12 protein-coding genes are annotated in these 14,775 nt (G+C 72.0%); 8 read left to right on the plus strand and 4 right to left on the minus strand.

What is annotated here, in order from left to right:
• Positions 1-140: 140 nt before the first annotated feature.
• Entirely contained in the window at positions 141-2,897 is a 2,757-nt protein-coding gene (locus tag O2L01_RS13440; RefSeq protein ID WP_270122456.1) for an AfsR/SARP family transcriptional regulator, read from the plus strand.
• A gap of 158 nt (positions 2,898-3,055) precedes the next feature.
• On the opposite strand, the gene O2L01_RS13445 is transcribed toward O2L01_RS13440, so the two are convergent.
• Together O2L01_RS13445 and O2L01_RS13450 are read right to left on the minus strand one after the other, a co-directional pair.
• Positions 3,056-3,517 (minus strand): hypothetical protein, encoded by a 462-nt coding sequence (locus O2L01_RS13445; RefSeq protein ID WP_270122457.1) that lies wholly within the window; start codon positions 3,515-3,517, stop codon positions 3,056-3,058.
• Positions 3,518-3,557: 40 nt separating this feature from the next.
• The gene (locus tag O2L01_RS13450; protein WP_270122458.1) at positions 3,558-4,025 is read right to left on the minus strand and encodes a hypothetical protein; all 468 of its coding nucleotides are present in this window, start codon (positions 4,023-4,025) and stop codon (positions 3,558-3,560) included.
• A gap of 293 nt (positions 4,026-4,318) precedes the next feature.
• Between O2L01_RS13450 and O2L01_RS13455 the strand changes: the two genes are divergently transcribed.
• From O2L01_RS13455 to O2L01_RS13475, 5 genes are all read left to right on the plus strand, one after another.
• The gene (locus tag O2L01_RS13455; protein WP_270122459.1) at positions 4,319-4,513 is read left to right on the plus strand and encodes a hypothetical protein; all 195 of its coding nucleotides are present in this window, start codon (positions 4,319-4,321) and stop codon (positions 4,511-4,513) included.
• 12 nt (positions 4,514-4,525) lie between these two features.
• Positions 4,526-5,668 (plus strand): YcaO-like family protein, encoded by a 1,143-nt coding sequence (locus tag O2L01_RS13460; protein WP_270122460.1) that lies wholly within the window; start codon positions 4,526-4,528, stop codon positions 5,666-5,668.
• Between the two features lie 3 nt (positions 5,669-5,671).
• Positions 5,672-7,003 carry a TfuA-like protein gene (locus O2L01_RS13465; protein ID WP_270122461.1) on the plus strand — a complete coding sequence of 444 codons (1,332 nt, stop codon included), beginning with the start codon at positions 5,672-5,674 and terminating at the stop codon, positions 7,001-7,003.
• 138 nt (positions 7,004-7,141) lie between these two features.
• Positions 7,142-7,990: a class I SAM-dependent methyltransferase gene (locus O2L01_RS13470; RefSeq protein WP_270122462.1), complete on the plus strand. Its 849-nt coding sequence runs from the start codon at positions 7,142-7,144 to the stop codon at positions 7,988-7,990.
• Between the two features lie 125 nt (positions 7,991-8,115).
• Positions 8,116-8,499, plus strand: a complete 384-nt coding sequence (locus O2L01_RS13475) for a hypothetical protein (RefSeq protein ID WP_270122463.1) — start codon at positions 8,116-8,118, stop codon at positions 8,497-8,499.
• Between the two features lie 314 nt (positions 8,500-8,813).
• Here O2L01_RS13475 and O2L01_RS13480 read toward each other — a convergent pair whose 3' ends face one another.
• Entirely contained in the window at positions 8,814-9,668 is an 855-nt protein-coding gene (locus O2L01_RS13480; protein ID WP_270122464.1) for a cytochrome P450 family protein, read from the minus strand.
• A 64-nt stretch (positions 9,669-9,732) separates the two neighbouring features.
• On the opposite strand from O2L01_RS13480, the gene O2L01_RS13485 reads away from it, so the two are divergent.
• Positions 9,733-10,446 (plus strand): ArsR/SmtB family transcription factor, encoded by a 714-nt coding sequence (locus O2L01_RS13485; RefSeq protein WP_270122465.1) that lies wholly within the window; start codon positions 9,733-9,735, stop codon positions 10,444-10,446.
• 285 nt (positions 10,447-10,731) lie between these two features.
• Entirely contained in the window at positions 10,732-12,114 is a 1,383-nt protein-coding gene (gene nhaA / locus O2L01_RS13490) for a Na+/H+ antiporter NhaA (protein ID WP_270122466.1), read from the plus strand.
• A gap of 198 nt (positions 12,115-12,312) precedes the next feature.
• Here nhaA and O2L01_RS13495 read toward each other — a convergent pair whose 3' ends face one another.
• Positions 12,313-14,775, minus strand: coding sequence for an MMPL family transporter (locus O2L01_RS13495; protein WP_270122467.1), 2,463 nt, complete (start codon positions 14,773-14,775; stop codon positions 12,313-12,315).

Below are 14,775 nucleotides of genomic sequence, written 5' to 3' on the forward strand. Positions count from 1 at the left end.
GGCGGAACCGATGCCGCCCCGCTTCGAGCCGGGCCGCGAGGCGCGTTGGCGCGCACATAGATTCAGGCTCGACCGTATCCGAACGGGTCCCGGAGCACCGCTCGTGGGGCCGGCTCGGCGGAAGGTGAGAGGATTCGGCGGTGTTCGCGGATGCTGCGGTGTTCCTGGTCCTGGGTACGGTCGAGACCCACGCGGCCGGGCGCGCCGACCGGTCGTGGACGGCGAAGCCGCAGGCGCTGCTGGCGCTCCTGCTGCTGAAGCCGAACACGGTGGTGAACCGGGACTGGCTCGTCGACCAGATGTGGGGGGACGCCCCGCCCGCGACGGCCGTCTCCACCCTCCGCACCTACGCCTACCGGCTCCGGCAGCGGCTCCGAGCCGACGAACGGATCACGCTGCGCAGCAAAGGCGGCGGGTACCTGCTCGAGATCCCTCCCGACGCGGTCGACGCGGCCCGGTTCGAAGCCCTCGTCGCAGTCGGGCGCGCCGCCGTCGCCGCGGGCGACCACGCGGGCGGCGCGGCCGCGCTGCGCGAGGGCCTGCGGATGTGGCGCGGCCCGGCGTTCGAGGGCGTCGACGTCCCTGCCGTCCGCGCCCGCGCCCAGGCGCTCGACGACCTGCGACTCGAGGCGTTCGAGCAGTGCGTGCGCGCCGAACTCGAAGCGGGCCAAGGCATCGGCGAAGTGTCCGAACTGGAGGCCGAGATCGCCGGGCAGCCGCTGCGCGAGAGCCTCTGGCACACGCTCATGCTCGCCCTCTACCGCGCAGGGCGCCAAGGAGAAGCGCTCGAGGCCTACCGGCGCCTCCACCGCGTCCTCGACGATGAGCTGGGCATCCGGCCCTCCGCGCAGGTCGAGGAGTTGCACCGGCAGATCCTCGCGGGCCGGTCCTCCGAGCCCGGCGCGGCCGAGGTCCGCGAGCGGTGGACGGTCCCGCGGCAACTGCCCGCCGCCACGACGCACTTCACCGGCAGGACAAGCGAACTCGCCGAACTCGACACCCTGCTCGCCGACGGCGGGCCCGCAGTCGCGGCCCTCTCCGGGACCGGCGGCATCGGCAAGTCCACGCTCGCCTTCGCCTGGGCGCACCGGGCCGCCGACCACTTCCCGGACGGCCAGCTCTACTGCGACCTGCGCGGCTTCGACCCCGCCGCGGCGCCGGTCGACCCGGGCGAGGCCATCCGCGGCCTCCTCGAATCCCTCGGCACCGCATCCGAATCGATCCCCATCGGCCTCGACGCCCAAGCCGCCCTCTACCGCAGCCGCCTCGCGGGCAAGCGCGTCCTCCTCGTCCTCGACAACGCCCGCGACGCCGCCCAGGTCCGCCCCCTCCTCCCCGGCTCCGCGACCTGCCGGGTCCTCGTCACCAGCCGCGACCGCCTGTCGGGGCTCGTCGTCGACGGCGCCCGGGCCCTCCCGCTCGCCGAACTCAGCGCCGACGACGCCCGCGCGTTCCTGAGGGACCGCCTCCGCGCCGACCGCACCGAGGCCGAACCCGAAGCCGTGCAACACATCATCGACGCCTGCGCGGGCCTTCCCCTCGCGCTGGCCGTCACCGCCGCCCGCGCCGCGCTCAACCCCCGCTTCCCCCTCGCCGAACTCGCCGCCGCCCTCCGCGAGGACGCCCACCGGCTCGACGCCCTCGCCGACCCCGACCCCGCCGTGGACCTCCGCACCGTCCTCCACGGCTCCTACCGGGCCCTCGACGGACCGACCGCCCGCCTGTTCCGCCTTCTCAGCGCCCACCCCGGACCCGCGTTCACGCCCGTCTCGGCCGCGGCCGCCGCCGCGATCCCGCTCCCCCAGGCCGAACGCCTCCTCACGGCGCTGACCCGGCTCAACCTCCTCGCCGAGGCCGCACCGCGCCAGTACGCCTTCCACGACCTCGTCCGCGTCTACGCCGCCGAACTCGCCGCGGACGAGCGCCCCGACGCCGCCCGCCGCGTCCTGGACCACTACCTCCAGACCGCTTACGCCGCAGCCCGACTCGTCAATCCCCTCCGCGACCCGATCGCGGTCGAGCCCCCCGTGCCCGGCATTCCCGTCGCGGACCTCCCCGACGCCGACGCCGCGATGGCCTGGTTCACCGCCGAGCACCCGGCCCTGCTCGCAGCCGTCGAGCTCGCGGCCGCGCAGCGCCTCGACGTCCAATGCTGGCAGCTCGCCTGGTGCCTCCACGACTACCTGCACCGCCGGGGCCGCCGCCACGACCAGGCCGCGGTCTGGCGGACCGCCCTCGACGCGACCCGGCGGCTCGGCGACCGCGCCGCGCAGACCCGCGCGCTGCGCCAGCTCGCCCAAGCGCACGTCCACCTCAAGGAGTTCGATACGGCGCGAACGCATCTCGATGAGGCGCTGGCCCTCGCTGACGACCTCGGCAACGACCGGGCCCACACGCACCAGGTCTACGGCGCCCTCGCGAGCGTCCAAGGCCGGCACGCCGAGTCGATCGAGCACAACCGGCGCGCCATCGACCACTACCGCGCGACCGGCCACCGGGCGGGCGAGGCCGGCGCGCTCAATTCGATCGCCTGGGTCCAGTCACAGGCCGGAGACCACCAGGCGGCCTTGGGCAGCGGCGCTGCCGCACTGTCCATCATGGATGAGATCGGCCACCGCGCGGGGCAGGCCGCCACCCTCGACAGCCTCGGCCTCGCGCACCACCGCCTCGGCGAGCACGGCCGCGCGGTCGAACGCTACGAACAGGCCGTCGCGCTCTACCGCGAACTCGACGCCCGCGCGGGTGAGGCCGCGACGCTGACCCGACTCGGCGACGTCCAGCGCGCCCGGGGCGAGACCGCCGCCGCCCGCGACGCCTTCAAGCGGGCCGCGGACCTCCTCGACGAACTCGGCCACGACGCGTCCAGGGTCCGCGCCCTCCTCAGGGACGCCGGCTGACCCGGATCCACCTTCGCACCGTCTCTTCTCCCCGCGTGTGGGGAACCATGCGCGGAGTCCGCCCCGCCGACGTCCACTGCTCCTGAACGGACGCACACCCCGGGCCGCCGTCTGCATCGACGGCGGCCCGGGTCCGATCTACTTGCGCCGCAAGACGACTAGTACTTCGTCCCGCAGTGGTGGGCTTCGCTGTTCGTGTTCGTCAGACAGGCGCGCACGTACAGGTTCTTGATGTTGCTCCTGGTCCACTCGCCGTCGGCGGTGTCCCAGGCGCTCCAGGCGCGCTGGCTCGCGGGCGGGACGTCGTAGTGGGTGTCCCCGTCGGTGCCGGTCCACTCCATGCGGATCGTGGCGCCGGCGTCGTTGGCCTTGTTGTCCGTGACCGTCCAGGAGACGAACGTGTCGTAGTACCCGTTCCCCCTGGACTTCCAGCACAGGACGGCGCTGACGAACGCGCCTCCGCCGTTGTTCGCGTTGTCGATGTGCACCTCGCGGCCGCTCGGGTAGCCCGCCGCGTTGCACAGGCTCGGAGCGGCGGAGGCGGGCGAGGCGACGGCGGTGGCGCCGATGACCGCCAGCAGGGTGACGAGGGCGCCGATGAGGGCGCGGCGGAACTTCATGTCGAGATCTCCTTTGTGCAGACGATGCAGGTCGCGGGCTTTAGCCCTTGGCGCCGCAGTGGTGCGCTTCGCTGTCGGCATTGGTGAGGCAGGCGCGGACGTAGAGGTTCTTGATGCCGCCCTTGCCCCAGTCGCCCTCGACGGCGTCGAGGTAGTGCCAGGCGCGCTGGCTCGAGGGCGGGACGTCGTAGTGGGTCCTGCCGTCGGTGCCGGTCCACTCCATGCGGATCGTCGCCCCCGAGCCGTCGGCCTCGGTGTCGGAGACCGTCCAGAACACCGCGGTGCTGTAGTAGCCGTCGCCGGTGGGCTTCCAGCAGACGTCGGCGTACACGTATGCCCCGCTGCCGTTGAGGTCGTTGTGCACGATCGTGTTGCGCCCGTTGGTGTAGCCGGCGGCACCGCAGATCGAGGGCGCGGCGGCCGAGGCCGGTGCGGCGAAGGCGACCACGCCGATGGTCGCCGTCAGGGCGACGAGCGCCCCGACGAGCGCGCGGCGGAACTGCATCATTCGTTCTCCTTGTGGGCGTTGCGTTGAACGAGATGATCATTCACGCCCGATGTGGAGCGAACGTGGTGCCGAGATGGAACCGCCTCCAGGAGGCCCGACCGCCCGTCGCCCCGAAGGGCCCCACGGTGCTCCGGGGTGCCGGCAGTGCACCTGCTCCATCTTCGCTCCATCTTTCCGCCACCCCCGGCTGCGACAATGCTCTGCGGCGCATCGTCGTGCACACCTCGCATGCCTTCGGCCGCAAGGTGGCTCGGCGCACCGTCACCGACCGCAAACGACTTGGAGGACCCACCATGAACTCGAACGCCACCGCGCTCATCGACGCCGCGTTCGTCGCCCGCCTGCTCGACTCCGGAGAGGAGCGGGCCCCGTTCGCGGCCAGCGCGGCGAACCACGCGACGGTCCTGCCCGACGGCACGTTCAACGAAGTGACGGCGTACGCGTTCGACGCGCACGACGCCACTGCCGAGACCGCCGCCGACTGCTGAGCCGGACGCCCCGTGTCGCAGTTGACGACCTATCCCGGGACCCGTCGGACCCGTGATCCGGAGGAGACTCTGGAACGCGTCGCGGTGCGGCTCGGGGACTACGGCATCACCCGCCTCGCCGACGTCACCGGCCTGGATGTCATCGGCATCCCGGTCGTGATGTCGGTGCGGCCCCTCGCCACCACGCTGTCGGTCTCGCAGGGGAAGGGCGCCACGCTCACCCTGGCGAAGGTCTCGGCCGCGATGGAGGCGATCGAGTTGTGGCACGCCGAGGAGGCCGTCCCCGCCGCCGTGCTCGAGGGCGTCGGCGCGGCCGAACTCGACCTGCCGTACCGGGTCGCCGACCTCGAGCAGGTCCCCGGGAGCCTGCTCACCGACCGCACCCGCCTCGATTGGCTCGAGGCCGAGGTCCTCACCGGCGGCCGCACCCTGGTCCCCCGTGCGGCGGTGCAGCTCGGCACGACCGCCGCCGACTGGCGCGGGCACCACCTCATGGCCTCGTCGAACGGTCTCGCCTCGGGGAACACGTTGGCCGAAGCCACGGTCCACGCCCTCTACGAGCAGATCGAGCGCGACTGCACGAGCGCCATCGCCGAGGTCCCGGTCCGCGAGCGGACCGTCATCGATCCGGCCTCGGTCACCGACCCGCACTGCGCCGACCTCATCGCGCGCATCCGCGCCGCGGGCGCCTGGCTCGAGATCACCGATGCGAGCGCCGACCGGTGGCGGCCGGTCTCGTGCTTCACGGCCGAGCTGTGGATGCCCGACATGGGGGCGCTGATCGGGGGCGCCGGGGCCCACATCGACCCCGCCATCGCGCTCTCCCGGGCACTGACCGAGGCCGTCCAGTCGCGACTCACCTTCATCACCGGCACGCGCGACGACATCGACCCGCGCGTGTACCGCGACCGCACCGCGCATCCGCCGCGCCCGGCCGAGCGGACCGCGCCGTGGACGTCTCAGGGCCACGTCCCAAGCAGCACAGACGAAGAGGAGCTCCAGCGGCTCACGGCTCTGGTCACCGCCGCCACCGGCACCCCGCCGATGCGCGTCGACCTCACCGCCCCGAGCGCGGCCGGAGACTTCGCGGTCGTCAAGACCCTCGCCCCGGGCCTGGCGTTCCTCGCCCGACACGCACTTCCCCGCCCGGAGTAGCCGATGACCCAGCACGTCTTCTGCGGACCGACGCTCAGCGGCGACGAGGTCCGCGCCGTCGTCCCTGACGCGATCGTCCACCCGCCGATCCGCCACGGCGACGCCTTGCGCCTCGACACCGGACCGGGCGATATCGTCCTCATCGTCGACGGCGTGTTCCACCAGTCGGCCGCCGTGCGCCACAAGGAGATCCTTGCTTTGATCGCCGCCCGGACCGCGGTCGCCGGCTGCTCCAGCATGGGGGCGCTCCGCGCCGCGGAGCTCGACGCGTTCGGCATGATCGGCATCGGCGAGGTCTACCGGCGGTACCGCTCGGGCGAGACCGACGCCGACGCCGACGTGGCGGTCACCCATACGCAAGGGGGACGGATCGAGCAGCTCTCACTGGCGATGGTCGACCTCGAAGCGCACCTTGACGACGCGTGCCGCGACGGTGCCGTCGACCGGGGCGAGCACGCCGCCCTCGCCGCGGCCCTCCGCGGCGTCCACTACACCGAACGCAGCCCGCAGCGCTTCGCCGCACTCCGGGCCCCGGGCATCGACGCATTCCGCGCCTGGCTCGACGCCCGCCCCGACCTGCGCGGCGCCAAGCACCGCGACGCCCTGACCGCGCTGCGCCTCCTCGCCGAGGACGGCATCACCACGGCCGCACCGGGTCCCTGGACGAAGCGGGCATGGCGGACCGAGTACCTGCGGGACTGGACCGCGCGCCATCGAGGCATCATCTACAAGGGACGTCACATCACCCGCACGGCCCACGCCCAGTACCGGCAGATCTTCGACCCTGAGCACCCGCGGCGCCGGCGCCGTCTCGTCCTCTCCTGGATCGGCGGCGCCACCGGACCCGACGACCGGTCCCCGCAGGAGGTTCTCGACGCAGCCCTCGACGCCGCCGCCGCATCGGGACTGCGCCTCGCGGACCTGACGCCCGAGCAGCGCCGCCACTGGCTCACCGCCGACGAGGACGACCTCGAACCGGCCGAGGCCCTGGCCCGGATCCTGGTGCGCAGCACCGCAGCAGGACCGGTCACCCCCGGATCGGACTGGCCGCAGGCGGCACCCGACAGCGCCATCACCGCAGCGATCGCCCACGCCTTCGCCGTCAACGACCGGGCCGCCGCGCACGGCGTCACCATCGACGGCCTCGAGACCGAATCGGTCCGGACGTTCCTGCGCGGCCTCTGGGGACTGGACGGCGCCGACCCCGAAACCCTCACCGCGGCGGCCCGCGACCGCGGGTTCCGCAACTTCGAGGGCGCCGCCGAGATCTGCCGCCAGTTCATCCTCGCCGAACTCGGCGACGCACTGTGGCATCACCTCGACCCTCGCATGTAGATGACGGGTCGTCCGCCGCGCGGCGGGCACGGCGCGGCCTTCAGCGCGGCGGGCCCCATGCGGACGACACGAAGGTCGCGGGGACGCCACGAGTCCCGACTGCGACCCGTCGGCCCGCGGAAGTCGTAGGGTGGCGCTGTGGCGAACGAAACGATGCGGCAGAACTGGGCCGAGGGCGCGCAGGCGTGGGTGGAGAACCAGGCGACGTTCGACGCCGTGTTCGCGCCGGTGACCGCGGCGATCCTGGAGGCGGCGGCGATCGCGGCCGGGCAGCGGGTGCTCGACGTCGGCTGCGGGACCGGGACGCTGCTGGCGGCGGGGGCGGCGGCCGGGGCCGACGTCGTGGGCGTCGACATCGCCGAGGCGATGGCAGCCGCCGCACGCAGGCGCGTGCCCGAGGCCACGGTGATCGTGGCGGACGCGCAGACGACCGACCTGCGGACCGCGGTGCCGGGGGCGCCGTTCGACCGGGTCGTCTCGCGGTTCGGCGTCATGTTCTTCGAGGACCCGGAGGCCGCGTTCGCGAACCTGCGCCGCGCCGCCGCGCCGGGCGCGCGGCTGGCGTTCGCGTGCTGGCGCGACCTCGACGAGAACCCGATGTTCAGCCTCGGCTCCGCGGTCCTGGCCGACCGGCTCGACCCGCAGCCCGAGGCGCCCGCCCCCGGCGAGCCCGGGCCCGCCGCGTTCGCCGACCGCGACCGGGTCCGCTCGCTGCTGGAGGGCGCCGGGTGGGGACGGATCAGGGTCGAGCCGTTCGACTTCACCTGCGACTACGGGTTCAACGGCACCGACGGCGTCGAGGAGCGGATGGCGACGATCAGCGGCGGCGGGGTGGGCCGCCTGGCCCGGGAGCAGCTGCTGCCGCGCCTGGGCGAGGACGGCTGGGCGTCCCTGCTCGACGACGTCCGAGCGGAACTGCGGCGCCACCTGGTGGACGGCGTCCTGCGCTTCCCCGCCGCGATCTGGCTCGTCGAAGCGGTCAACTGACCCCGCACCGCAGTTCGCAGATCCCGGCGCCCGTCGAGCAACCGCCGCGACGCCTCGCGGCGTACATGGTTCGTCGGCTCAAGCCGGGTTGCCCGGCTTGTTCAACTGCGGCACAAGGAGCATCAATGTTCAAGAAGTGGGTCACGAGGTTCGCGCTCACCTGCGCCATCGGCGTCAGCCTCATCGCCGGAACCGGGAGCGCCGCCTTCGCGGCCGATACCTGGCTGATCCTGTCCGACATCGACGGCCACCAGGTCGGCGCCATGCAGCACGTCGACGACGGCGATTCCTTCCGCGTCTACGACTCCCTCAGGGACGGCCACAGCGTCGAGGGCTGCCTCCAGACGTACACCCCGAGGACCGGCTGGGTCACCCTCCGCTGCAAGAACAACGACTCCGGCGCGGGCACGTACGAGAGCTTCAGCTACGACGTGATCACCGGCCTCATCTACCGAATGCGACTGTGCAACGCGCTCGTGCCCTGCGCCACCCAGGGATTCAACGAGTAGCGGTACCTGCAGTCCCGCCAGACCATGCCGGGAGGACAGCGCGCCGCCCTCAACCGGCGCGCTGCCAGCGCTGCCACGCCCTCCGGCTTCGGGACTCAGTTCCATGTCGTGCGGCAGATCGGGCAGCGGAACCGAGGCGATCTGCCCGCCCCGATCGACGTCCCACAGGTCGAGGCGGTAGATAATCACCCGCTTCACTGTCCTATTGCGACAGACCGATCAGCGGCTCCGGCCGATCCGGGTGGAAGCTCAGACCGCCGACGAACCATCCGACCGGAAACCTCACTCGCGCAGGCATGCTCCGGCAAGGAAGGTCACGGGTTCCCCTCTGCGACGATGGGCGCCACATCGATGCGGGCAGGAATGCGGAGATTCTCCAAGGCCTCGTATGCGATCGGCGTGTTCGGAGGCTGGACGCGGAGGAGCGCTTCGCATACGCCGATCGCGATGGCGATGGCCTGTTCGCGGCCCGGGCAGGCGTGCGGGCCCGCGCCGAACGGGTGGGAGCCGTCGAGCCCGATCCGGGCGCGGTCGCCCGGTCGCAGACCGGTGCCCGCGATCCCGGTTGCGGCGATGCGGATCGTGGCCTTGACCGGAGGGTCGTCACGGAGCTGCGCGGCGACATCGGCACAGGCTGAACCGGAAGCGCCGTCGGCCAGAGCGTTGCCGATGAGAGCCGCCGTCGCCTCGCAGGCCTGGACCAGAAGCCCGATGCCGGCTGCAGTGGGCTCGTCGGGGACGCCACCGAAGGCCGCGACGAGCGCCGCGACGGCCGCGTCGGTCTCGGCGGTGGCCTCGCCGGCGAGATAGGCGGCGGCGATCGTGCGCACGGCGGCGACGTCCGGTTCGGGGAGTCCGGCGGATTCGGCGAGGACGCGGACCGGCACGTCGCGGGCGACACGGGTCATGACGTCAAGCGGCCCCTCGTCGAGGACGATGCACGTGAGGATCTCGGCGCGCAGCCGCAGCACGTCAAGATCCATGGCGTCCAACAAGTCCGCGACCTGGGCGCGGCGACGCGCGTGCGCCCCGCCGGTGGCGAAGCGGGCGACGCCGGCGCGCAGCCAGTCGAGACCGCCGGGCGGGCCGGGCGCGACCGGAGGCGGAACGAGGCCCGGGTGGCCGAGCAGTTCGGCGGCGCGCTCGGCACCGAATGAAACGGTCGTCATGCAGCGACCGTAGAGCCGGGACGGTTCGGCGACCGCCGAAATGTCGCAGGGGCACAATCGGCGGATGACCGATCGTGCGCAAGGAACTCGGCTGGCAGCGGTCGCGGCAGTGCTCGCAGACCCGACGCGGGCGACGTTCTGCGTCGCGCTCCTCGACGGACGCGCCTGGACCGCGAACGAACTGGCGACACTCGCGGGAGTGTCGGCGCCGACGGCGACCGGACATCTCCACCGGCTCGTGGACTCCGGCCTGTGCACCGAACGCAGGCAGGGCCGCCACCGGTACGTGCAGCTCGCCGACCCCGAGACCGCGGCGCTCATCGAATCACTCGCCGGTCACTCCCAGGCGCCCGCGGTGGCCCCGTCGGGACTGCGCGCGTCTACCGCGTCGGCCGCGCTGGCCCGCGGCCGGACTTGCTACGACCATCTCGCCGGGAGACTCGGCGTCGCGGTCACCGACGCGATGACCGACCGCGGGATCCTCGACCGGACGGCGGGTTTCGCGTTGAGCGACAAGGGACGCGACTGGATGACGACCGCGCTCGGCGTCGACACGGCGGCATGGTCGCGCGGCCGCCGCCCGGCGGTCAGGGAATGCCTCGACTGGACGGAGCGCCGCAGCCACCTCGCAGGCCTCGCCGGAGCGGCCGTCTGCGCCCGCTTCCTCGAATCGGACTGGGTCCGCCGGATCGGATCCACACGGGCGGTGCGCCTCACCGATACGGGCGCAGAAGCACTCGGCGAACTCCTGGCCCTCGACACGGCGACATTGCGTTAGCGGTAGCTACGTCGCGTCCGGAGGTCACCGTCACGAAGTCCCTGGGCCGAATCTGGGACTGGCAAAACCCCCGCCTCCCCTTCCAAACGGTCCGGTGAAGATCGGAACGGGCACCGTCAGCGCCGGCTGACCGGCCGCGCGAAGCGAACGCAACGCGCGGCCGGCACCCGTGCCCGCACCGTGCGGTATCCGCCGCATCACAGGTGATGCTGTATCGTTCGCACCGGTGTGCCGGGAAGTCTGGTCGGCGAGCAATGTCCGTACCCTGGAGCGGAGCCCGTTCGCATGCCGTCACCGTTGCACTCGCCGCCGAAAGAGCCCTGGAACTCGTCGATCTGGCGCGACCGCCCGACCTTCCTCTACTCCCGCAGGCCGCTCGCCCGCTACGTCGGCCGCCCCGCCGCCGAGTTCCTCAAGATCGAACCGGCCGCCGGGATCGTGCTCCTCGTCTGCGCCGTCGCCGCGATGCTCTGGGGCAACTCCCCCTGGGCCGCCTCGTACGAATCCGTGTGGGGCATGGAGATCACGCTGCACTTCGGCGACTTCGACCTCCACCACTCGGTGCGAGACTGGATCAACGACGGCCTCATGGCCGTCTTCTTCTTCGTCGTGGGCATGGAGATCAAGAGCGAGATCGTCTCCGGCCACCTGCGCAGTGCGCGCAACGCCGTCGCCCCGATCGCGGGCGCCGTCGGCGGCATGGCCGTCCCCGCGCTCATCTACACCGCGTTCAACGCCGGAGGCGACGGCGCGGGCGGCTGGGGCATCCCGATGGCCACCGACATCGCGTTCGCCGTCGGCGTCCTCGCCCTCTTCGGCTCCCGCATCCCTTCGCCCGCAAGGATCTTCCTGCTCACCCTCGCGATCGTCGACGACCTCGGCGCGATCGCCGTCATCGCGGTCTTCTACACCGACCGCCTGTCCATGACCTGGCTCGCCGCCGCCGGCGCCCTCATCGCGCTCGCGATCGTCCTGCGCCTCCTCAACGTCTGGTCCGGACCCGTCTACCTGGTCATCGGCGTGCTCCTGTGGGTCGCCATGCTCGAATCGGGCATCCACGCCACCATCGCGGGCGTCGTCATGGGCCTCATCATCTCCGCCAAGCCACTGCTCGACCCCGAAATCGCGCACGCCGAAGTCCAGGAGATGACCAAGGAAGGGCTCACCGCCGAGGAGACCGAGAAGGTGGTGCGGCTCAGCCGCGACGCCGTGCCGCCGACCGACCGGCTGCAAGAGCGCATCCACCCGTTCTCCTCGTTCGTGGTCCTACCGCTGTTCGCCCTCGCCAACGCCGGCGTCGCCCTCAGCGGCGACCTCGTCGCCACCGCCGCGACCTCCGCGGTCACCCTCGGGATCGTCCTGGGCCTGGTGGTCGGCAAGACGCTCGGCATCACCCTCACCACCTGGATCGTCGTGAAACTCGGCATCGGCAGCCTGCCCAACGGCACCGGATGGCCCCTGCTCACCGGCATCGCCGCCGTGGCCGGGATCGGCTTCACCGTCGCCCTGTTCATCACCGAGCTGGCCTTCCGCGGCAACGGCACCGAACTGCTCACCGCCGAAGCCAAGATCGGCGTCCTCGCCGGATCCCTCCTCGCCGCGCTCCTCGGCGTCGGCATCGTCGCCCTCACCGCCCCTAAAACGAGCAAGTCAGTCGATAATGGATGACTGCTCCCCATTTGAGACGCCCAGAGTGTTGTCGCCTGCGCAACCACCCGCTGATCCGTTCATCAACGGGCGCTTGGACATCGTGAGCCGGTGAGCCACCGCCACCGGGCTGCGTCGCCATGAGGCCGGGATCAGAGGGTGGGACCTCGCTCGCCTCCCGTGCGCCTCGCGCTCAGGCGGGATGAGCTGCCGGCGGTGCTACTGCTTCGCAGGTTCCTGCTGCGCTGCCGCTTCTCGGTGCGGGTGGCGGCGTTCGAGGGCGGCGCCCTCCACGTCGACGTCCGGCAGGATGCGGTCGAGCCACTTCGGGAGCCACCAGGCTCTGTCGCCGACGAGGTGCATGAGCGCCGGGATGATGAGCATCCGCACCAGGAACGCGTCCACGAGCACGCCGAACGCGAGCGCGAACCCGATGGGCCGGATCATCGCCGAGTGCGAGAACACGAACCCGCCGAAGACGGCGATCATGATGATCGCCGCGGCGGTGACGACCGAGCGGCCGGCGCGCAGGCCGTGGACGACCGCGAGGCGCGCGGGGACGCCGTGGGCGTACGCCTCGCGCATGCCGGAGCCGAGGAACAGCATGTAGTCCATGGCGAGTCCGAACAGGATGCCGACCAGGAGCGTCGGCAGGAAGTTCAGGATCGGGCCGGGGCTGTCGACGCCGAAGACGCCTCCGAGCCAGCCCCACTGGTAGATCGCGACGACCCCGCCGAGCGCGGCGAAGTAGCTGAGGATGAACCCGAGCGTGGCGATCACGGGCACGAACAGCGATCGGAACACGACGATCAGGATGATCAGCGAGAGGCCGACGACGACCATCAGGTACGTCGGGAGGGCGTCCGCGAGCTTGTCGGAGATGTCGATGTTGCCCGAGGCGCTGCCGGCGACTCCGAGGTCGTCCACACCGTCGATCGACAGGCCCCGCAGCGCATGCACGAGCGCCTCGGTGGACGCCGTGGTCGGGCCGGCTTCGGGCATGACCTGGAACGCCGCGACGGTTCGGTCCTTTGAGGATCCGATGGGGGCCACGGCGGCCACGTCGTCCTGGCCCGCCAGGGTCTGCGCGATCGTGACCTGCATCGTCTGCAGTTCGGCCTCGTCGGGGCTGCCGGGCAGGTCCGCCACCACGAGCAGCGGCCCGTTCTGGCCCTCGCCGAACTTGTCGGCGATGGTGGCGTAGGCCTGGTACTGGGTGGAGTCGTGCGCCTCTGAAGAGCCGTCGGGCAGGTTGAGTCGCAGGTCCATGGCCGGGATGGCGACCGCCACCAGAACGCCGACGCCGATGAGGACCCGGGCCACGGCCCGTCCGGTCCCCATCGTCTTCGCGGCGGACTGCTTCTCGTCGTGGACCGCCGCGTCGCGGGAAGCGCGCTCGGGCTTGCGGAGAATGCGCAGGCCGACCAGTGCCAGCAGCGCCGGGACGAGCGTGACGGCGATGAGCACCGCGGTCGCGATGCTGAACGCGCCGGCGGAACCCATCAGCCCGAGGAACGGGATCCCGGTGAGATTGAGCGCCACCAGCGCGATGACGACGGTGAAGCCGGCGAACACCACGGCGTTGCCGGAGGTGCCGGTCGCCAAGGCGATCGACTCGTCGAGCTGCTGGCCCTCTTTGAGCTGCCGGCGGTGGCGGTTGACGATGAAGAGCGAGTAGTCGATGCCGACGGCGAGTCCGAGCATCAGGCCGAGGACCGGTGTCACCGAGGTCATGTCGATCACGCCTGACAGCGACAGCACGGCCATGGCGCCCACGCCGACGCCGACGAGCGCGGTGACCAGCGGCAGGGCCGCGCCGATGAGGGTGCCGAGCAGGACGACCAGGACGATCGCGGCCACGACCAGGCCCACGATCTCGCCGGCGCCGAACAGGGCCGGGGTGGATTCGAGCATGTCGGAGGAGTAGTCGGCCTCGACGCCGTCCACAGGGGCGTCGTCGAACACGTCGGTCACGGCTTCCTTGGTCGCGGTGGCGACCGAGAGCTGCGGTTCGGTGAACGCGACGTTGACGACCGCGGCGCTGCCGTCCGCGGAGACGGTGGTGATGCCTTCGGCGAGTTCGAGCAGGGTCGCGCCCTGTTCGAGCGTCATCGCCTGGGCTTCGAGGTCGGCCTCCTGGGTTTCGAGGGCTTGGAGTCCGGCGTCGATTTCGGCCTGCTGGGCGTCGAGTTCGCCGGAGTTCCCGGCCTGCTCACGGGCGGCGTCCAATTGCGCCTGGGAGGCCTCCAGGTCCGCGCGGGCCTGGGCGATCTGGGCCCGGCCGGCTTCGATCTGCGTCCGCCCCTCCTCGATCGACTGCGCCTGGTCGGCGCGGTCGGCCTCGGTGGCGAACGGGTCGATGACCCGTTCGACGCCGTCCGCTTCGGCGGCGTCGGCGACGAGGGCGCTGATCGCGGCTTTCTGGTCGTCGGTGAACGGCTCGCCGTCGGTGGTGCTGAGCACGATGCGCCCGCTGCCGCCGGCCGCTTCGGGGAGCGCCTGCTGCAGCTGCTCGGTGACCCGCTCCGTCTCGGTACCGGGGATCGAGACCGTACTGGTCAGCGTCCCTCCGAAGACGACGAATGCGGCGGCTGCGGCCGCGAGCACCAATACCCAGGCGGCGATGACTGTTCGTGCGCGTCGGGCGCTCCAGCGCCCGAGGCGGTACAGGAATTCAGCCAT

Source organism: Glycomyces lechevalierae (genome assembly GCF_027622945.1).
GTDB lineage: Bacteria > Actinomycetota > Actinomycetes > Mycobacteriales > Micromonosporaceae > Glycomyces > Glycomyces rutgersensis.

What these genes read in the sequence shown, in the direction of transcription:
- O2L01_RS13445 (WP_270122457.1), bottom strand. Translation starts at nt 3,517, where the DNA reads ATGAAGTTCCGCCGCGCCCTCATCGGCGCCCTCGTCACCCTGCTGGCG.
- O2L01_RS13450 (WP_270122458.1), bottom strand. Translation starts at nt 4,025, where the DNA reads ATGATGCAGTTCCGCCGCGCGCTCGTCGGGGCGCTCGTCGCCCTGACG.
- O2L01_RS13455 (WP_270122459.1), top strand. Translation starts at nt 4,319, where the DNA reads ATGAACTCGAACGCCACCGCGCTCATCGACGCCGCGTTCGTCGCCCGC.
- O2L01_RS13465 (WP_270122461.1), top strand. Translation starts at nt 5,672, where the DNA reads ATGACCCAGCACGTCTTCTGCGGACCGACGCTCAGCGGCGACGAGGTC.
- O2L01_RS13475 (WP_270122463.1), top strand. Translation starts at nt 8,116, where the DNA reads ATGTTCAAGAAGTGGGTCACGAGGTTCGCGCTCACCTGCGCCATCGGC.
- O2L01_RS13480 (WP_270122464.1), bottom strand. Translation starts at nt 9,668, where the DNA reads ATGACGACCGTTTCATTCGGTGCCGAGCGCGCCGCCGAACTGCTCGGC.
- O2L01_RS13485 (WP_270122465.1), top strand. Translation starts at nt 9,733, where the DNA reads ATGACCGATCGTGCGCAAGGAACTCGGCTGGCAGCGGTCGCGGCAGTG.
- nhaA (WP_270122466.1), top strand. Translation starts at nt 10,732, where the DNA reads ATGCCGTCACCGTTGCACTCGCCGCCGAAAGAGCCCTGGAACTCGTCG.
- O2L01_RS13495 (WP_270122467.1), bottom strand. Translation starts at nt 14,775, where the DNA reads ATGGCTGAATTCCTGTACCGCCTCGGGCGCTGGAGCGCCCGACGCGCA.